The following is an 18,840-nucleotide window of genomic DNA, read 5'->3' on the forward strand; positions in this document are numbered from 1 at the left end:
CGCACCTGCACGACATTTGGATTGAAGAGCCGCCGGCGATGACGCTTGCGCACTTTTCTGCGACAACATGAACCCCTGCAGCCTGTCTTCGCCGAGACGGGAACGATGGGTCAGAAGGATAGACATGACCGGCTCCGCTCCCTGGACACCTAAGAAGCCCACCGCCCTCCTCGTTCTTGCGGATGGCACTGTCATCGAAGGCACCGGCATCGGCGCGACCGGCAAGGTTCCGGCGGAAGTCGTCTTCAACACGGCGCTGACCGGCTACGAAGAAATCCTCACGGACCCATCCTATCTCGGCCAGATCGTCACCTTCACCTTCCCCCATATCGGCAATATCGGCACCAATGACGAAGACATCGAAGACCTGACGCCCGCGGCGCGCCGCGGCGCGGTCGGCGTCATCTTCAAGGCCGACATCACCGACCCGTCCAACTACCGTGCAGCCAAGGACCTCGACGGCTGGCTGAAGAGCCGGGGCGTTATTGGCCTGTCCGGCATCGACACCCGCGCGCTGACGGCCTGGATCCGCGAACACGGTGCACCGAACGCCGTTATCGCTCACGACCCGAATGGTGTCTTTGACATCGAGGCGCTCAAAGCCGAAGCCAAGGCATGGAGCGGTCTAGAAGGTCTCGATCTTGCCAAGGAAGCCACCTCCGGCCAGTCCTCGCAGTGGACGCAAAAGCCGTGGGTCTGGAACGAAGGTTATAGCGAACTGAAGGCCGAAGACGCAAAGTACCACGTGGTCTGCATCGATTACGGCGTCAAGCGAAACATCTTGCGCCTGTTCACCGGCCTCGACTGCAAGGTGACGATCGTCCCGGCTCAGACCTCTGCCGAAGACATTCTGGCGCTGAAGCCCGACGGCATCTTCCTGTCGAACGGCCCGGGCGATCCGGCTGCAACCGGCGAATACGCAGTGCCGGTGATCCAGGAAATCATCAAGACCGACATCCCGACCTTCGGCATCTGCCTCGGTCACCAGATGCTGGGCCTCGCTCTCGGCGCCAAGACCGAAAAGATGCATCAGGGCCATCACGGCGCCAACCACCCGGTCAAGGACCATACGACGGGCAAGGTTGAAATCGTTTCGATGAACCACGGCTTCGCAGTCGACTCGAAGTCGCTGCCGCAAGGCGTTGAAGAGACTCACATCTCACTCTTCGACGGAACGAATTGCGGCCTGCGCCTCTCCGGCAAGCCGGTCTTCTCCGTCCAGCACCACCCGGAAGCATCTCCCGGCCCGCAGGACAGCCATTATCTCTTCCGCCGCTTCATCAATCTGGTGCGCGAGAAGAAGAGCGAACCGGCTCTCGCCGAACGCTGATCGTCAGATTTCTTCAGGACTTCCGAATGGCCCGCTTTCAGCGGGCCATTTCTTTTTGGCTCTTCACCAGCATCCAGAAACGGACGCATAGGAAGATCGCGGCAGCGGCAAGCCCCAGCACGAAGCCGAACCAGACACCCTTGCCACCGAGACCGAGCGGGAAGGCAAAGACATAGGCGCAGACGAAACCGATCGGCCAGTAGGCGATCAGCGCAAGGATCATCGGGATTTTCGTATCTTTGAGACCGCGCAGCAGCCCGGCGCCGACCGCCTGTAGACCATCGACCAGCTGAAATGCCCCGGCGATGACGATCAGCGGCGCGGCAAGCGCCAGCACGGCAGCAGCATCGTGCTGGGTCGTATCCAGAAACAGGCCACCCCAGAAATATGGGAACGCCGCATAAAGAACACTGCCGACGATCGCAAAGACGACGCTGACCACCAGGACCGCGATCCCTGCCCGATTCACCCCGAGATCATCACCGCGACCATTTGCAAGCCCGACGCGAACGGTCGCCACCTGCGCCAGCCCGAGCGGGATCATGAAGGCAATCGACGCCAATTGAAGCGCGATACCATGAGCCGCAAGCTCCAGCTTGCCGATCATTCCCATCAAAAGCGATGCGGCTGCAAACAGGCTGGTTTCGGCCAGAATGGTAAAGCTGATCGGCAGGCCGAGAACGAAGACCTCACGAATGATCGGCCAGTCCGGACGCCAGAAACGCACGAAAATCTCGTAAGCCCGTGTCGCCTCGTGCATCTGCACATAGGCGATGATGATGATGAAGCCGGTAAGATTAGCGCAGACGGCCGCAAATGCTGCACCGTGGATACCGAGACGAGGTGCGCCGAAATGGCCGAAGATCGTCAGATAGGCCACCACGAAGTTCATCGCGAACATGCCGAGCGTGACATAGAGAACGATGCTCCCCTTCTCGAGCCCGGTCACGAAGCTGCGGATCGCGAACAGGCCGAGCGCCGGGAACATGCCCCACTGCGCGATGCGCAGATAGCCTTGGGCATTCGCCGCCACATCCGGCGCCTGGCCGAGCGCAAGCAGGATCGGCTCGGAAAACCAGAGGATCGGCGCCATCAGGGCGCAATAGGCGATAACGACCCAAAGCCCCATACGAACCGCACGCCGGACACCCACCTTGTCATTATGTCCGAGGGCCTGCGCAACGAGCGGAATGACGGCGCTGGTAAAACCTGTGCCGAAGATGAAGACGATGAAAAAGACCTGTGTCGCGATGACGACGGATGCAAGCTCCGTGGTACCGAGCCAGCCAACAAGGATGACGTCGGTCGTATGGATCGCCATCTGCGCCAGCTGCGCGCCGACAAGCGGAATCCCCAGAGCAAACGTGGCACGCAGATGCCCGGCCCAGGAGTTTTCCCGGTTTTCGATTGCGACCGTGTTGAGCGAACTCGACATTTCAAACCTCGATAAAAGAAAAGGCCGCTTCCAGAAAATGGTCAGCGGCGCAGCACTTTGCCTATAAAGGCGGCAGGTTTTTCGGGCAAGGCTGGCGGTCCATCCAGTAGTTTTTGTGCGGCTTACTTCACGAAACCTGATGGATCGGGGTTACGGCCGAGGTGTCTCGCGATATGCGCGTAACGAACACGATCGCTGCGCACGCCATGAAGATGGCCGCCATCAGGTAGGGCGCTCCGGCAAATTCGACGATCGCGCCCTCCCCCGTGAACCTGCTGAAAAGCTGGGTGAATATGGCCGGCCCGATGATGGTCGTTAGGCTGGTCATGCTCGTCATCGCGCCCTGCAACTCCCCCTGCGCCGACGGCGGCACCTTGGCCGAGGCGATGCTACGCAATGCGGGATCGGCAACATTCTCGATCGTCGTCAACAGGATAACGGCATAGACCATCCAGCCTTCCCAGGAGAAGGCATAACCGGCGAGACCGAGACAGGAAAAACAGATCCCGAGCACGCTGGTTCGCCATTCGCCGAGAATCGGAATGAGGCGCGGTAGGGCAAACACCATGACCAGTGCTGCGCAAATGCCGAACAGACCAAGCGACAATCCGATCTGCGCCTCGCTCCAGCCATATCGATAGGTCGACACGAACGACCAGACCGACGGATAAACGGCGTGAGACAGCCAGTAGAGAAACATCACCAGCAATATCCAACCAACACCGGAATAGTGGCGCATCTGGCGCAGAGCCCCAAGCGGATTGGCCCGCCGCCAGTCGAAGGCCCGCCGGTTGTGCCGCTCCAGTGTTTCCGGCAGCAGGAACCATGCTGCGATAAAGTTGGCGAGCGACAACAGGCCGGCCCCCAGAAACGGCACACGCGGTCCGAACTCTCCCAACAGGCCGCCGATCACAGGCCCGATCGTGAAGCCAACTCCGAAGGCGATACCGATCAGGCCGAAATTGCGTGCCCGCGTGCGGTCGTCACTGATATCGGCGATGTAGGCGGAACAGGTGGCGAAACTGCCGCCTGAAAAACCTGCCAGGGCGCGGCCGATGAAAAGCATCCAGAAACTGGTCGCGGCGGCGCAGATAAGATTGTCGATGGCAAAGGTCAGCACCGAGATGAGCAGGATCGGCCGCCGCCCGAAGCGATCGGACAAATTGCCGATCAACGGCGCAAACAGGAACTGCATCGCCGAATAGATCAGCAGAAGCCAGCCGCCATCGATTGCAGCAGTGCTGACATCATCCCCGGTCAATTCCTGCAGGAAGGCCGGCAGGACGGGCATGATGATCGCGATACCGATGACGTCGAGAAACAGAATGACGAAGACGAGAAACAGTCCTCGGCGGACGGATTTCGGTTCGAGCATCGAATGCCTCGTTCAATATCTCATTCTGAGAAGACGATTGGATCGCCGGAACGCCTACATAGCGGAAAAAGAAAATCAGAACAATACGGGAACATTTCAAAATTTCTGATGCCAGCGACGACGGAATCGCGGCTATATCCTTCGACAATCAGGGGGCGAGTGTGATGATTGAGTTGATCTGGCAGGGCATATTGATCGGCATCGGGGCGACGGTGCTTATGGATATCTGGGCGCTTGTCCTGCATTTCGTCTACCAGCAGCCCAAGCCGAACTGGGCGCCCGCGGGTCGCTGGTTCCGGCATCTGGCGAAGGGCAAAGTCTTCCACGACAGCATTGCAGCCGCAGAACCTTATCGCCACGAATTGGCGCTTGGCTGGATCGGCCATTATGCCGTCGGCATTCTTTATGGCGTCATTCTCGCCCTGATCATGGGACCCGACTGGATGCGGTCTCCGACCTTCCTGCCCGCCTGGATCCTCGGCATCGTCACGATCGGTGCCGGCTGGTTCCTGATGCAGCCCGGCATGGGCCTCGGCTGGGCGGCCTCGAAAACGCCCAACCCGAAAAAGGTGCGGCTACTGAATTTTGTCGCCCACACCGTTTTCGCACTCGGACTTTACGGAACGGCACTGCTGATCCGCTGATATTCGACTAAACGCCGTCATCGGAACCACCGGGGACGCCGGCAATGAGGTGCGAGAGCCGATCCATTGTTACAGGTGGATCTCTTGTCGTTGACTTCCCGTTTATCACGACGAATTAACATGGGCGCGCGACACCTTTGCCCGACCTTGGGAGACATCCTGCGTCGGCGAACAGATGGCGGTTCAGGATGCGACTGAGTACGATCACACATCTTGCCTATGCGGTAACTCTCGTTCTCACGGCCATATCGGCCTCCACCTTCATGTTGTCCGCGAGAAGCGCCTCGCAAGAGCGCACGGCGATCCAGCAACATCTTGAGGTGGATGATCTGGCGGAAGAACTGGCAGTCATTGCCGAGAGCCGTACAGACGAGGCACGCCTTTATGTCATGCGTGGCGATGAACAGCATCTGGCACGGTTCTACGTGGATGACGATCAGGAAGGACATCTTGAAGGCAGTATCGCAAAACTGTCCGGCACCGGCATCTCCCCGGAAGAAAAGACGATGTTCGACCGCATTCGAAATGCAGCAGATGCGATCGACGCAATCGAAAAGGAAGCCATCAGCATTTACCGCGCCGGCCGGCAGAGTGACGCGCAACAAGCTCTCTTTGGTGACGAACATTACCGCCTGCAGACCGAACTCCTGAAACAGGTCGAAGAGGTAAGAGCCAGCGTTACCGCACGTTCGCAGTTCGCTGTGGATGCCGCCAAGGCACGAAGCGATTTCTTCGGCAACATTGCGAAATCCATGCTGGTTCTGACAGCCCTGATGTTTCTGGCCGTGCTTTACTTCGTCTTGAGCCGGCGCGTGGCGTTGCCGCTGATCAGGATGAGCAACGTCGTCACTCGGTTGGCACGTCAGGAGTACGACGTTGAGGTTCTGGACGACGGAAGGCGGGATGAGATCGGTGAAATGAACCACGCCATCCAGATTTTCCGTAACAATGGGCTGGAAAGGGAGCGCCTCGACGCTGAGCGCCGCAAGGACCAGCGCATGAAGGATCTGATGCTGCAGATGATGCATCGCGTGCAGGCCTGCCAGAACCAGGAGGAACTGTCGGATGTGGTTTCCCGCTTCATGCCGCAGATCTTTCCAGATGCGCCGGGCCACCTGTTCATCATCAAAGAACAAGGTTCCACCCTACACTCGCGGGGACAATGGCTGGATCCCATCGCATCCGAACTGCATTTCTCTATCGATGACTGCTGGGCACTGCGGCGCGGACGTCCGCATTTGAGTGAACCGGATGGTGACGATGTTATCTGCCACCACATTCATATGGCCCAAAACAGCAATCTCTGCATTCCGCTGACCGCACTCGGAGACATCGTCGGCCTCCTTTATCTTGAGACCGCCGTCGGCAATCATACCTCGCAGGCGGACCGCCTGTATTTCGAGCTACTGGCAGAGAATGTAGGGCTTGCCGTCGCCAACCTGCAGCTTCGGCAACGCCTGGTTGGCATGGCTAAACGCGACGCCTTGACTGGCCTCCTCAACCGGCGCTCTCTCGACGAGGCTTTGAACAGGCTTACTGAAAATCCAGGCACTCCGCTCGCTTGCTTGATGATCGACATCGACTATTTCAAGCGCTTCAATGATCAATTCGGCCATGATGCCGGGGATGCCGTGATGCAATACGTCGCTCGCATCCTCTTGGAGGTGGTCGGCGAAAAGGGCGATGTATTCAGGTTCGGTGGCGAAGAATTCACCGTGCTTTTGCCCGGCACTACAGAGATTGATGCAGAGAAGGTTGCGGAACGGCTGCGACACGCCGTCGAACGAGCTCCTCTGTCCTACCGCGGCCGGCTGCTCGATCCGGTTACGATTTCGCTCGGTATTTCCACCCGTCCGCAGGGAGGCACGATCTCCAGCGTTCTGGAGCAAGCGGATAGGGCTTTGCTCGCGGCGAAAAGAAATGGCCGCAATCAGTGGATCAAGGACGAAATGCCGGAGCAGGCCTGACCGCTCCGTCACCAATCATTTCCGCGGCCACGGCGATCTTCGCCCGACAAAGATGGTCTATACATCCCCTGAGAACGTATCGCAGGCATTCATGTTGCCGCTGTCAAAACCACGCTTGAACCAGCGCATCCGCTGCGCGGACGTGCCGTGGTTGAAGCTTTCCGGCACGACATACCCTTGCGTCCGCTTTTGCAGCGTATCGTCACCGATCTGCTGCGCAGCGTTCAGCGCCTCCTCGAGGTCGCCCTGGCTGAGAAAGCCCTTCTGATCAGTGCGCTTGCCCCAGACGCCGGCAAAGCAATCAGCCTGCAGCTCGACCCGTACCGACATCTGGTTTGCCTCGGTCTCGCTCATCCGTTGGCGCATCTGGTTGAATTTCGGCAAAACGCCGATCAGGTTCTGCACGTGGTGGCCGACTTCGTGTGCGATCACATAAGCCTCAGCAAAATCGCCGGACGCACCGAAGCGCTGCGAAAGTTCGTTGAAAAATGTCGTGTCGAGGTAGAGCTTGCGGTCACCTGGGCAATAAAACGGTCCGGAAGCCGATGAGGCGAAGCCGCAGGCCGAGCGCACCTGGCCCGAAAAGAGCACCAGTGTCGGATCCTGATATGTCTGTCCGGCAGACTTGAAGACTTCCGACCATGTGTCTTCGGTATCAGCGAGAACCGTGCGCACAAAGGCGGTCATCTCGTCATTGGCCGGCGCGCCCTGTTGCGTCTGCTGCGAGCTGTCACCGCCATCGAAGCCGATATCACCGCCTGAAAGCAGCGTCAGCGGATTGATGCCGGTGATCCAGCAGATGATCAGCACGACGACAATGCCGCCAATGCTCAGGCCACCGCCGCCTCTTCGACCGCCCCCGATCGGAATACGCATCCCGCCGCGACCGAACGGGCTTCCTCCCATTGAAGCCCCGCGCTGATCCTCGACATTATCCGACTGCCGGCGACCCTTCCATTCCATAGTGCCCACTCCTCGACGGCTTCATGTATTAAGAAAGGACAATATAGCGCAACGGCAAGGAAAGGCGATGAGGGATTGGCGAAATGCCCTCACGCCACCTGCAGCTGCTTCTTGCTCGGCAAGAACACCGTCAGCAACCCGATCGCCGGCAGGAAGGAGCAGACGCCGTAGACGAAGACAATCCCGTGACTGTCTGCAAGAACGCCGAGCACAGCTGCCGCAATGCCGCCTACGCCGAAGGCAATACCGAAGAAGATGCCGGCAATCATGCCCACCCTGCCAGGAACCAGTTCCTGCGCCATGACGATAATCGCCGGGAAGGACGAGGCCATGATGAAGCCGATGATGGCGGAAAGCACGATCGTCAGCGGCAGGTTCGCGTAAGGCATGGCGAGCGTGAACGGCAGCACGCCAAGGATCGAGACCCAGATAACCACCTTCGAGCCGAACCGGTCGCCGATCGGACCGCCAACAACGGTGCCTAGCGCCACGGCACCGAGGAATACGAACAGCATGATCTGCGACATCTGCACCGAAACTCCAAACCGCTCGATCGCAAAGAAGGTGTAGTAGCTGCTGATCGAAGCCATGTAGGCGTTTTTCGAGAAGGTCAGGATCGTCAGAACGACAAGCGCGACGACCACCGTGTTCTTCGATAGATTGTGGGCACCGAGAACCTTCTTCTTCCCCTTGTTGGCAGCCATATGTGCCTTGTACCAGCTGGCAATCCAGGTCAGGACGATGATGCCGAGAAGCGCCATCCCCGAAAACCAGCCGACACTACCCTGCCCCATTGGCACGATGATGAAAGCCGCAAGCAGCGGCCCGATCGACTGGCCGAAGTTGCCGCCAACCTGGAATGTCGCTTGGGCAAATCCGTAGCGGCCGCCGGCGGCAAGCCGTGCAACACGGGATGCCTCGGGGTGAAACACCGCCGACCCGATTCCAACAAGACCCGCAGCAATCACGAGAATGGCATAGGTTGGCGCCCAAGCCAGCAGGATAAGCCCGAAAAAGGTCGAGGCCATACCGATCGGCAAGGAATAAGGATAGGGCTTCTTGTCGGTGATGATGCCGATCACCGGCTGCAGCAGCGAGGCCGTGCATTGGAATGCCAGGGTCAGGATGCCGATTTGCCAGAAATCCAGATGGAAGTCCGCCTTCAACATCGGATAAATCGCCGAAATCATCGACTGCATGATGTCATTCAGCATATGGCAGAAGCTTGCCGCCAGGATAATTGGCAGAACGGTTTTTTCTGCCGCAGCTGCCCCGGCGGGGGCGCCAGCGGTCTTGGATGTTGCATCGGCCATGGATTTCTCTCCCGGCTGGCAGACGTCGCCTCGGATGCCGCCTGCCGCCTCTGTTCCTGATAATCGGCAGGAATAGTACCGCTCGGTTCGATTGTCTATGACAGCAAGTGGTCAAGCGGTACGCCCGCAATGCGAATGATCACGCAGGCACCAGCACCGGATTGGCAGCCTCCCTTTTCGACCAGCGCCGCCGGGTCAACCACGTCACCAGCGCGATGGATGCAGCCGCAACGACGATCCCAGCAATCACATCCACGACATAATGATTGGCATGAGTTACAGCCGAGGCTCCCATCAAGATGTTAAGAAGCAGCATAGGGATACGAATGAGCCTCACTGCCCAGCTTGCCCATGCACATAGCACTGCAACGGCAGCATGGACGGATGGGAAGGTGAGAATTCCGGCGGAGTTTTCGAGTGCCAACACAAAATTGGGATCAGTCCTTACCGCATTGAACTGGTCCAGAAAGAAATAGCCGAAATGCGCATTGATATTGACAAGTTCTGCCTGTGCTAAACCATAGACAGCATACGTTCCAAGCGCTGGAAACCAGATCGCCAACACGCTCGAGATAAAGCCAATCAGGGCATACGCGATGACCATATGATAGGCGCGTAGCGCTTTTCTCGAGACGACCAACAGAAATGGCACCGCCAAAAGCTGAATAAGAAAGGTCTGGTAGGAAAAGCCGAGCGCTTCGGCAAGCAGAGGACGACTGTCGACAAACGAGATAAGGCTGTGCCAATCGATACCCAGTGTCGCGTCCCAGCGCACGAGCGCCTGATCTGCAAGCGGCATATCGAGCAGCATCGCGATATAGGTTGAAATAAGCACCGCGTTGGATACCAGTATCATGCAAAACGTTGTCTCGAAAACGTAACCAAGCATATGAATACGCCGGAGATGGCAATAGCCGCCGAAGAACGCCAGCATCGCTCCGAAATAGCAACCGACAACCATAAAGCTCTTCGGATCAATATTCAGTCCTATAAGCGCCGCCAAGCCGAACACCACAGGATAACTCGCAAGCGTCAGCCCCAAGAGGATGCCTCGCGCAACCGCCAACTCCGACGTCATAGGATCGCCCCAACCCTTTTCCCCGGCGTTTTATAACTCTGCCAAGGTTAAAGTCCTGATGATGATTTCGGTAAAATAGCCACCATCCTATTCGGGTTCGTGCCTCCCTATCGACGGCTTTAGCTTTTCCTGTCGATTTGCCCATTTATGGGGTTCTCATTGGCCGCACATTTGCCTATAAGCCGCGTCTAGCCAGAAAAATGATGCGCACGTGACCCGACCGGAGCTACCCATGCCCCGTGCCGGTTTTTCGCGCAGACAAAGAGCGGATAGAGACCATGCCAAAGCGCCAAGATATCAAATCGATCCTCATCATCGGCGCGGGTCCGATCGTCATCGGCCAGGCATGCGAATTCGACTATTCCGGCACCCAGGCCTGCAAGGCGCTTCGCGAAGAAGGTTACCGGGTCATCCTGGTCAACTCCAATCCAGCTACGATCATGACCGATCCGGGTCTTGCCGACGCAACCTATGTTGAGCCGATCACACCCGAAGTCGTCGCCAAGATCATTGCCAAGGAACGCCCCGACGCGCTTCTGCCGACGATGGGCGGCCAGACCGCACTTAATACCGCGCTCTCCCTGAAGCGGATGGGCGTTCTCGACCGCTATAATGTCGAGATGATCGGCGCCAAGCCGGCCGCCATCGACAAGGCAGAAGACCGCGCACTCTTCCGCGAAGCCATGGCCAAGATCGGTCTGGAAACGCCGAAGTCGATGCTCGCCAATGCCACCGACATCAAGGACGCCGATCGCAAGGCCCATGAAGCCTCGCGCGCCGAACTGAAGGGTAAGCTTTCCGGCGCAGAACTCGACAAGGCGCTCGACGAACTGGAAAACCAGTGGAATCTCGGCGAAAGCGACCGCAAGCAGCGCTACATGGCCCATGCCATGGCGATCGGCGCACAGGCGCTCGACGTCGTCGGCCTGCCTGCCATCATTCGTCCATCGTTCACCCTCGGCGGCACCGGCGGCGGCATTGCCTATAACCGTTCGGAGTTCTTCGAGATCGTCGGCTCCGGCCTCGACGCTTCCCCCACCACCGAAGTGCTGATCGAAGAATCGGTTCTCGGCTGGAAGGAATACGAGATGGAAGTGATCCGCGATAAGGCGGATAACTGCATCATCATCTGCTCGATCGAGAACATCGATCCGATGGGTGTTCACACTGGTGACTCGATCACTGTCGCGCCGGCTTTGACGCTGACCGACAAGGAATACCAGATCATGCGTAACGCCTCGATCGCGGTTCTGCGCGAGATCGGCGTTGAAACGGGCGGTTCGAACGTGCAGTTCGCCGTCAATCCTGCCGATGGCCGCCTCGTCGTCATCGAAATGAACCCGCGCGTTTCGCGCTCGTCGGCACTGGCATCCAAGGCTACCGGCTTTCCGATCGCCAAGGTCGCGGCCAAGCTCGCCATCGGCTACACGCTCGACGAACTGGACAACGACATCACCGGCGGCGCAACCCCTGCCTCGTTCGAACCGTCGATCGACTACGTCGTCACCAAGATCCCGCGCTTTGCCTTCGAAAAGTTCCCGGGCGCATCGCCGGTCCTGACCACCGCGATGAAGTCCGTTGGTGAAGTCATGGCCATCGGCCGTACCTTCGCGGAATCGCTGCAGAAGGCGCTGCGCGGCATGGAAACCGGCCTGACCGGCCTCGATGAAATCGAGATCCCCGGCCTTGGCGAAGGTGATGACCACAACGCCATCCGCGCCGTGATCGGCACCCCGACGCCGGACCGTCTGCGCCAGGTCGCCCAGGCGCTTCGCCTCGGCATGACCGAGAACGAAGTCCACGAGGCCTGCAAGATCGACCCGTGGTTCATCGCCCAGCTGAAGGCGATCGTAGACATGGAAGCCCGCATCCGCGAGCACGGCCTGCCGGCAGACGCCGAAAACCTGCGCATGCTGAAGGCCATGGGCTTCTCCGACGCCCGCCTCGCCTCGCTGACCCACAAGCGTCCGAAGGAAGTCGCCGAACACCGCAACGCGCTCAACGTGCGTCCGGTCTTCAAGCGTATCGACACCTGCGCCGCCGAATTCGCTTCGCCGACCGCCTACATGTACTCGACCTACGAGACGCCTTTCGTCGGTGAACTGCGTTCGGAAGCCGAAGTCTCGACCGCCAAGAAGGTCGTTATCCTAGGCGGTGGCCCGAACCGTATCGGCCAGGGCATCGAGTTCGACTATTGCTGCTGCCATGCGGCCTTCGCGCTGAAGGATGCCGGCTATGAAGCGATCATGATCAACTGCAACCCGGAAACCGTGTCCACCGACTACGACACGTCCGATCGCCTGTATTTCGAGCCGCTGACGGCCGAAGACGTGATCGAAATCCTGCGTGCAGAACAGGAAAAGGGCGAAGTCGTCGGCGTTATCGTCCAGTTCGGCGGCCAGACCCCGCTGAAGCTTGCCGAAGCACTGGAAAAGAACGGCATCCCGATCCTCGGCACCGCGCCCGACATGATCGACCTCGCTGAAGACCGCGACCGCTTCCAGAAGCTGCTGATGAAGCTCGACCTGACGCAGCCGAACAACGGTATCGCCTACTCGGTCGAACAGGCTCGCACGGTTGCCGGCGAGATCGGCTTCCCGCTGGTCGTACGCCCCTCCTATGTTCTGGGTGGCCGCGCCATGCAGATCATCCATCAGGAAAGCCAGCTGCAGACCTACTTGCTCGACACGGTTCCGGAACTGGTTCCGGAAGACATCAAGCAGCGTTACCCGAACGACAAGACCGGCCAGATCAACACTCTGCTCGGCAAAAACCCGCTTCTGTTCGACAGCTATCTGTCGAATGCCATCGAAGTCGATGTTGACTGCCTGTGCGATGGCACTGATGTCTTCGTCGCCGGCATCATGGAACATATCGAGGAAGCTGGCATCCACTCGGGCGACTCGGCCTGTTCACTGCCGCCACGTACCCTCTCCGGAGCGATGATCGACGAGTTGGAACGCCAGGCCAAGGCCATGGCGAAAGCGCTGAATGTCGTCGGCCTGATGAACGTCCAGTTCGCCATCAAGGACGGCACGGTCTACGTTCTTGAAGTCAACCCGCGCGCCTCGCGTACGGTGCCTTTCGTTGCCAAGACCATCGGCGCGCCGATCGCCAAGATTGCCGCCCGCGCAATGGCCGGCGAAAAGCTTGACCCGCTGTTTTCCGCCTATGGCGAAAAGCCGGATCCCCGCAACCTGAAGCACATCGCCGTCAAGGAAGCCGTCTTCCCGTTCGCCCGCTTCCCTGGTGTCGATACCCTGCTCGGTCCGGAAATGCGCTCGACCGGCGAAGTCATCGGCCTCGACACCGATTTCGCGCTGGCATTTGCCAAGTCGCAGCTCGGCGCAGGCGTGGAACTGCCGCGCGAAGGCACGGTCTTCGTCTCCGTCCGCGACTCCGACAAGGACCGCGTCCTGCCGGCAATCAAGATCCTTACCGAAATCGGCTTCAAGGTTCTCGCGACCGGAGGCACCCAGCGCTTCCTGGCCGAAAACGGTATCGAGGCTACCAAGATCAACAAGGTGCTGGAAGGCCGCCCGCATATCGAGGACGCCATCCGTAACCGCCAGGTCCAGCTCGTCATCAACACGACCGACGGCAACAAGGCCATCTCGGACTCGAAGTCGCTTCGCCGCGCCACCCTGATGCAGAAAGTGCCTTATTACACGACCATGGCAGGTGCCGAAGCCGCCGCCATGGCAATCAAGGCGTTGAAAGCCGGCAATCTCGAAGTTCGCCCGCTGCAGGCCTACTTCTAAGCAATATAAGAGCCGGTCAGCATTCCTGTTGACCGGCTCTTTTTCGCTCCGCTATCTACCCGGTCGATAACTTGACTAAACGATGCCGGGACGGAGGAAGACCATGAATGATGATGTGAACCGCTCGCTTGTCATCGAAAACGAACGTGTCTTCGCCACGGACCGCGCCACGCTGTTCAGAGCCTTTTCCGACAAGACACTCTTGGAAAAGTGGTGGGGACCACACGGTTTCACCAACCGCATCGAGAAATTCGACTTCGTCGATGGCGGCACATGGGTGATTGTCATGACATCCTCCAGCGACACCGACTTCGAGAATCACTGGACTTTCGACGAGATCCGGCAGGATGAGCGTATTGCTGCGTTTCATCACGGACCGATGCACGCATTCGGCCTTGAGATCGGCTACCACGACGATGACAACGGAACACGCCTTACCTGGCGCATGTCCTTCGAAGACACCCAGGACAATCGCGATATCGAGAAATTTCTCTCTGCCGCCAATGAGCAGAATTTGGACCGGCTGGAAACCGTGCTCTCCACCATAAAAAAGCGCAGCTGATACCAAAGCTATACGGCGATACATGCAACGCATATAGCCATCAGAAACAAAACCTTCAGTTGCAAATGGAAAAAATGCACCCTAACTTGATTTAACTAAGTTGAGGGGATTTCATGTCGAAGAACATCGTCATTCTGTTCGATGGCACATCGAACGAGATTTCAGCGGATCGCACCAATATTCTGCGCCTCTTTGGAGCACTGGAGCGGTCGGAGCAGCAGATCGTCTATTACGATCCCGGCGTAGGCACATTCGGCGCCAGCAACGCCTGGTCGAAGGTTTATCGCAATACGATCGAGATCTGGGGACTGGCCACCGGCTGGGGCATGGACCAGAACATCAAGGAAGCTTACCGTTTTCTCATCGAGAATTACGATCCTGGGACCAAAGACAAGAATGGCAGCTACAGGGATCGCGACCGCATTTATATATTCGGGTTTAGCCGCGGAGCCTATTCTGCAAGGGTTCTAGCTGGATTTATCCACGCGCTCGGCCTCATGAGCAGCCAGCATCTCAACCTCCTGGATTATGCTTACAACACCTATAAAGGCATCCCTGCCCAGGAAGAGGTTGACCACGACAAACTTCAGGAAGACGAGGGACGCTCGGCCTTCGCCTCGATGCGTCTCTATGAGCGAACACTGCGCACCGGGCGCCCGCCAATCAAACTGCTCGGCCTGTTCGATACGGTTGCCTCCGTCATCGAGCCGGGCAAGCATTGGCTGCAGATGAAGACGCACCCCTTTTCCAATATGAATCCCAGCGTCGAATGGGTACGCCATGCCGTGGCCATAGATGAACGTCGCACGATGTTTCAGCCAGAATTATGGATTCCCGATCAAGACTACAGAGGCAGCCCCTTCAAGAAAGTGAAGGGGAAACAGAACTTCAAGCAGGTCTGGTTTGCGGGCGTGCATGGCGATGTCGGCGGCGGCTATCCCGAGCCGGACAGTGGCCAAGTCAAGATCCCACTCGAATGGATGATTAGAGAGACCGAACCGACGGGCTTGCTTTATCGAACCCAAACCGTTGAAGATATTGTCAAAGGACAACGTAACAACAGATATGTCAGCCTGAACGCAACGGCAGACCTGCACGATTCCATGAGCCTCGGCTGGAAACCGCTGGAGTATCTTCCTCGTCGCGTACCTGAAAACTCATGGCGCAAGCGTGGCGATCGTCGCTCGATTTATATCCCGTTGCGGGATCGTCGTTTTATCCCAGAGAGCGCCATGCTGCACAGTTCCGTGCGCACCCGTATGCAGAAGGGTGGTTATAATCCCCCCAATCTGCCGAAAGATCCGATCTACGTGGATTGATCAAACCACTCCCGAACTGATTGGCCGGCGATCGGCCGCCTCTACTTTCGCAAAGGCGGCCATGGCCCATCATGGACCACATTCATCCGGAATAATCCCGGAGGAATTTCCACATCAGAAGTGATCCGAAAGCCAACGTCGTCCACATCGCAAATGCGACGCAGACGGACATGATCAGGCTTGCGACCCGCCTCGTCATCGGGCGGCACCTCCGGGGTTGCTCCGGGAACAACGCTAAGCGTGAATTTTCCACCTGTCTTGAAGCACTCGACGGGAACGTTAAAAGGTAAAAACTAACGGCCGGATTTCGTCGCCACCATGTCTCGCATTGCACCATTTACGCTCCGAAACGATACCGCAATGCAGCATGGGCCTGTTGAAAACCTGGTTGCCGCTCACATGAGCCGTTTCACCGACGCGAAATCTCCGCGAAAGCGGTCAATCTCCTTCTGTTTCAAATCCTCATCAACAATACGCAGCAGGTAGGATGGGTGAACGGTAACGAATAGCGTCTTGCCTTCTTCCATTGCGATTGGCTCGCTGCGAATATCTGCCAGCTTCTGCCGCATGTCAGTCAAAGCGAAGAGCGCCGTCGCACCCATTGCGACGATAAGTTTCGGCTTTACCAGTTCCAGTTCCTGGCGCAGCCACCAGCGGCATTGCCGAACTTCCCCCATGTTGGGTTTCTGGTGGATACGCCTTTTCCCACGCGGCTGATATTTGAAGTGCTTCACTGCATTGGTGACATAAAGCCTGTCGCGTTCAATCCCGGCGAGCTTCAGCGCCTCCTCGAAAAGCGTTCCCGCAGGCCCGACAAACGGCCTCCCCACCAGATCTTCATGGTCACCAGGTTGTTCGCCGATCACCATCACGTCGGCATCCGCTGGCCCTTCTCCAAATACCGTCTGGGTTGCGAGGCAATGGATGTCGCAACGCGTGCAGGAGCGTGCGGCTTCTCTGACCGCAGCGAGTGTGCCCGCAGCAGGCAGAGGAATTGTCGCCGCCCTCGCCGCGGCCTCCTGAATGCGATGATGGAACGGCAAAGGCTCGCTCGCTCGCCTGACGGCCATCTCAAGCACATCTGCCTCTGCCTTGGCGATCAGGCCGGGAATGAGCTCCGCCTCGGGCAGGTTCTTCCAGTATTTCTTCGGCATCTCGGCCATCATCATCTTCACCTTCAATCGCGCCGGATTAAAGATGGAAGCATAATAGGTGCGCCAGAGATCATCGGTCTCATCACGAAGATCTGGCCTTGGTGCAGGATCGTCGTTCACCTTCAGTTTTTCGCCATCCCAAGAAGCCGACCCCTTGGGCGTGGCAATCAACCAGTCCATGTCGGTAAACCGCCGCTGAAAGAATGGTGCCACGCGATCAACGATGAAGTGATCCGGCTCGAACCACGCCACAAAGCGCCGCCGCCCCACCTTCCCCTCCGGCAGCGGAATTTCCTTGAAGCGCACGAAAGCCGTCATCTTGTGATAGTCACGCCCGACCGACTTCGCCAACTGACGCGCCGCAGCCACATCACGATCGGTCGCCATGTTGAGTAGACCATGCGAATGGAAAAGCCTGAACAGCAGCCGATAGAGAAGTGCAAATCGGGTCGGATCGGAATGGCAGATAACCGCTTCAGCTAACCGGATGAAAGAAGGCTGCACACTGATTTTCGGTGGCGGATTTGCCGGCGGCGGAAATCTGTTGTCATCGAAGCCAAACAGGCCGTCAGCATCGTCCATCGTCCGCCATTCGATGAATTCAGGAGTAATTCCGGCCATCATGAAACCCCGGGCCGCATCCCGCCATTCATCAAGATCGCCCCGCCCCCGCAAGGAATAGCGAAACATCATAACAGCGACAGTTGCTCCGGCTTAGGTTGAAACATGGCGCGAAGATCAGACCGGTCGACCAGCCGGTGTGGCGTCCAGCCGTCACAGATGACAAAGGGCTGTATCTTCCGGAGCGATACGTTCAGTCGCTTCAGATCATCCAGCCTGAGTTTTTGGAACCGCCGAGACGACAGAATGCCGTTGACCGCTTTGGTGCCGAAGCCCGGAACTCTGAGCAACATCTCGCGATCTGCACGGTTGACATCGACTGGGAACCGATCGCGATGAGACAATGCCCAGGCAAGTTTTGGATCGAGATCGAGATCGAGCATTCCACCATCACGTCCCGACGTAATTTCCTCAATGTCGAACCCGTAGAAACGATAGAGCCAGTCGGCCTGATAGAGCCGGTGTTCACGCATCAATGGCGGTTTGATCAGCGGCAGCTTTTTCGACGAATCCGGGATGGGACTGAAGGCGGAATAATAGACACGCTTCAATCCATAACTTCCGTAAAGCCTGGCACTGGTGCCGAGGATCGTGGCATCACATGCGCCATCGGCCCCGACTATCATCTGCGTGCTCTGCCCCGCCGGCGCGAATTTGCGCCGGCGCTTGGTCTGCAATGTCGGCTCCGCCATTTCCTCGATCTTCAGTCGCAGGTTCCCCATTGAGCGACGAATGTTCGCCGGCTGCTTCTCCGGTGCGAATTTCCCGATCCCGGCGTCGGTCGGCAATTCGATATTGATCGAAAGACGATCCGCATAAAGCCCCGCCTCCTCGATCAGATGAGCAGAAGCTTCAGGGATAGACTTCAGATGGATGTAGCCACGGAAGTTATGGATCGTCCGCAATTCCCTGGCGATCCGCACCATCTCTTCCATGGTGTGATCGGAGGAGCGGATGATCCCCGAAGACAGAAAAAGCCCCTCGATATAGTTGCGGCGGTAAAATTCGAGCGTAAGCCAGATCACTTCTTCCGGCGTAAAACGCGCACGTTCCACATTGCTGGAAGAACGATTGATGCAGTAAACACAGTCGTAAATGCAGAAATTGGTAAGCAGGATCTTCAGAAGCGAGATACAGCGACCATCAGGTGCATAGGCATGACAGATACCCGATCCCTCGGTCGAACCGAGCCCTCCGCTTGCCGAGGAATCGCGCCTCACCGTCCCGCTCGACGCGCAGGAAGCATCATATTTTGCGGCGTCCGAAAGGATCGCCAATCGTTCTTTCAGCGACTTCTTCATTGTCAATGTTCACTATA

General features: G+C 57.9%; 13 protein-coding genes. 6 read left to right on the forward strand and 7 right to left on the reverse strand.

Going from position 1 to position 18,840, the window contains the following annotated elements:
• The first annotated feature begins 124 nt into the window (after positions 1-124).
• Entirely contained in the window at positions 125-1,330 is a 1,206-nt protein-coding gene (carA, locus tag HNQ72_RS03775; protein WP_183989647.1) for a glutamine-hydrolyzing carbamoyl-phosphate synthase small subunit, read from the forward strand.
• Positions 1,331-1,367: 37 nt separating this feature from the next.
• Here the strand turns inward: carA and HNQ72_RS03780 are convergent, their stop codons facing one another.
• Positions 1,368-2,765, reverse strand: a complete 1,398-nt coding sequence (locus HNQ72_RS03780) for an MATE family efflux transporter (protein WP_183989649.1) — start codon at positions 2,763-2,765, stop codon at positions 1,368-1,370.
• A gap of 127 nt (positions 2,766-2,892) precedes the next feature.
• Positions 2,893-4,140 carry a TCR/Tet family MFS transporter gene (locus HNQ72_RS03785; RefSeq protein ID WP_183989651.1) on the reverse strand — a complete coding sequence of 416 codons (1,248 nt, stop codon included), beginning with the start codon at positions 4,138-4,140 and terminating at the stop codon, positions 2,893-2,895.
• Between the two features lie 164 nt (positions 4,141-4,304).
• On the opposite strand from HNQ72_RS03785, the gene HNQ72_RS03790 reads away from it, so the two are divergent.
• On the forward strand, positions 4,305-4,784 hold the full coding sequence (locus tag HNQ72_RS03790; RefSeq protein WP_183989653.1) for a DUF2938 domain-containing protein: 480 nt from the start codon (positions 4,305-4,307) through the stop codon (positions 4,782-4,784).
• Between the two features lie 188 nt (positions 4,785-4,972).
• Positions 4,973-6,751, forward strand: coding sequence for a sensor domain-containing diguanylate cyclase (locus tag HNQ72_RS03795; RefSeq protein WP_183989661.1), 1,779 nt, complete (start codon positions 4,973-4,975; stop codon positions 6,749-6,751).
• Positions 6,752-6,808: 57 nt separating this feature from the next.
• Here HNQ72_RS03795 and ypfJ read toward each other — a convergent pair whose 3' ends face one another.
• From ypfJ to HNQ72_RS03810, 3 genes are all read right to left on the reverse strand, one after another.
• Positions 6,809-7,714 carry a KPN_02809 family neutral zinc metallopeptidase gene (ypfJ, locus tag HNQ72_RS03800; protein ID WP_183989663.1) on the reverse strand — a complete coding sequence of 302 codons (906 nt, stop codon included), beginning with the start codon at positions 7,712-7,714 and terminating at the stop codon, positions 6,809-6,811.
• Positions 7,715-7,803: 89 nt separating this feature from the next.
• On the reverse strand, positions 7,804-9,027 hold the full coding sequence (locus HNQ72_RS03805; protein WP_183989665.1) for an MFS transporter: 1,224 nt from the start codon (positions 9,025-9,027) through the stop codon (positions 7,804-7,806).
• A gap of 139 nt (positions 9,028-9,166) precedes the next feature.
• Positions 9,167-10,105 carry a phosphatase PAP2 family protein gene (locus HNQ72_RS03810; RefSeq protein ID WP_183989667.1) on the reverse strand — a complete coding sequence of 313 codons (939 nt, stop codon included), beginning with the start codon at positions 10,103-10,105 and terminating at the stop codon, positions 9,167-9,169.
• Between the two features lie 278 nt (positions 10,106-10,383).
• Here HNQ72_RS03810 and carB point away from each other — a divergent pair, with 278 nt between their 5' ends.
• The 3 genes from carB (at position 10,384) to HNQ72_RS03825 (ending at position 15,747) form a co-directional block, all read left to right on the forward strand.
• A complete protein-coding gene (gene carB, locus HNQ72_RS03815) occupies positions 10,384-13,866 on the forward strand; it encodes a carbamoyl-phosphate synthase large subunit (protein WP_183989674.1) in 3,483 nt (1,160 codons plus the stop codon).
• A 103-nt stretch (positions 13,867-13,969) separates the two neighbouring features.
• Positions 13,970-14,428 carry an SRPBCC domain-containing protein gene (locus HNQ72_RS03820; RefSeq protein ID WP_183989681.1) on the forward strand — a complete coding sequence of 153 codons (459 nt, stop codon included), beginning with the start codon at positions 13,970-13,972 and terminating at the stop codon, positions 14,426-14,428.
• Between the two features lie 113 nt (positions 14,429-14,541).
• On the forward strand, positions 14,542-15,747 hold the full coding sequence (locus HNQ72_RS03825) for a T6SS phospholipase effector Tle1-like catalytic domain-containing protein (protein WP_183989684.1): 1,206 nt from the start codon (positions 14,542-14,544) through the stop codon (positions 15,745-15,747).
• Positions 15,748-16,142: 395 nt separating this feature from the next.
• On the opposite strand, the gene HNQ72_RS03830 is transcribed toward HNQ72_RS03825, so the two are convergent.
• Positions 16,143-17,591 (reverse strand): UdgX family uracil-DNA binding protein, encoded by a 1,449-nt coding sequence (locus tag HNQ72_RS03830; RefSeq protein WP_183991280.1) that lies wholly within the window; start codon positions 17,589-17,591, stop codon positions 16,143-16,145.
• On the reverse strand, positions 17,591-18,823 hold the full coding sequence (locus HNQ72_RS03835) for a putative DNA modification/repair radical SAM protein (RefSeq protein ID WP_183989686.1): 1,233 nt from the start codon (positions 18,821-18,823) through the stop codon (positions 17,591-17,593). Before HNQ72_RS03835 ends, HNQ72_RS03830 begins: the two co-directional genes overlap by 1 nt.
• Positions 18,824-18,840 lie beyond the last annotated feature (17 nt).

The sequence above is a fragment of the Aliirhizobium wenxiniae genome, from assembly GCF_014201355.1.
Classification (GTDB): Bacteria; Pseudomonadota; Alphaproteobacteria; order Rhizobiales; family Rhizobiaceae; genus Neorhizobium; species Neorhizobium wenxiniae.

Bases quoted from the DNA above. Each gene is read 5' to 3' on its own strand.
- HNQ72_RS03780 (WP_183989649.1), bottom strand. From the start codon at position 2,765: ATGTCGAGTTCGCTCAACACGGTCGCAATCGAAAACCGGGAAAACTCC.
- HNQ72_RS03830 (WP_183991280.1), bottom strand. From the start codon at position 17,591: ATGTTTCGCTATTCCTTGCGGGGGCGGGGCGATCTTGATGAATGGCGG.
- HNQ72_RS03790 (WP_183989653.1), top strand. From the start codon at position 4,305: ATGATTGAGTTGATCTGGCAGGGCATATTGATCGGCATCGGGGCGACG.
- HNQ72_RS03820 (WP_183989681.1), top strand. From the start codon at position 13,970: ATGAATGATGATGTGAACCGCTCGCTTGTCATCGAAAACGAACGTGTC.
- carB (WP_183989674.1), top strand. From the start codon at position 10,384: ATGCCAAAGCGCCAAGATATCAAATCGATCCTCATCATCGGCGCGGGT.
- HNQ72_RS03835 (WP_183989686.1), bottom strand. From the start codon at position 18,823: ATGAAGAAGTCGCTGAAAGAACGATTGGCGATCCTTTCGGACGCCGCA.
- HNQ72_RS03805 (WP_183989665.1), bottom strand. From the start codon at position 9,027: ATGGCCGATGCAACATCCAAGACCGCTGGCGCCCCCGCCGGGGCAGCT.
- carA (WP_183989647.1), top strand. From the start codon at position 125: ATGACCGGCTCCGCTCCCTGGACACCTAAGAAGCCCACCGCCCTCCTC.
- HNQ72_RS03810 (WP_183989667.1), bottom strand. From the start codon at position 10,105: ATGACGTCGGAGTTGGCGGTTGCGCGAGGCATCCTCTTGGGGCTGACG.
- HNQ72_RS03785 (WP_183989651.1), bottom strand. From the start codon at position 4,140: ATGCTCGAACCGAAATCCGTCCGCCGAGGACTGTTTCTCGTCTTCGTC.
- ypfJ (WP_183989663.1), bottom strand. From the start codon at position 7,714: ATGGAATGGAAGGGTCGCCGGCAGTCGGATAATGTCGAGGATCAGCGC.
- HNQ72_RS03795 (WP_183989661.1), top strand. From the start codon at position 4,973: ATGCGACTGAGTACGATCACACATCTTGCCTATGCGGTAACTCTCGTT.
- HNQ72_RS03825 (WP_183989684.1), top strand. From the start codon at position 14,542: ATGTCGAAGAACATCGTCATTCTGTTCGATGGCACATCGAACGAGATT.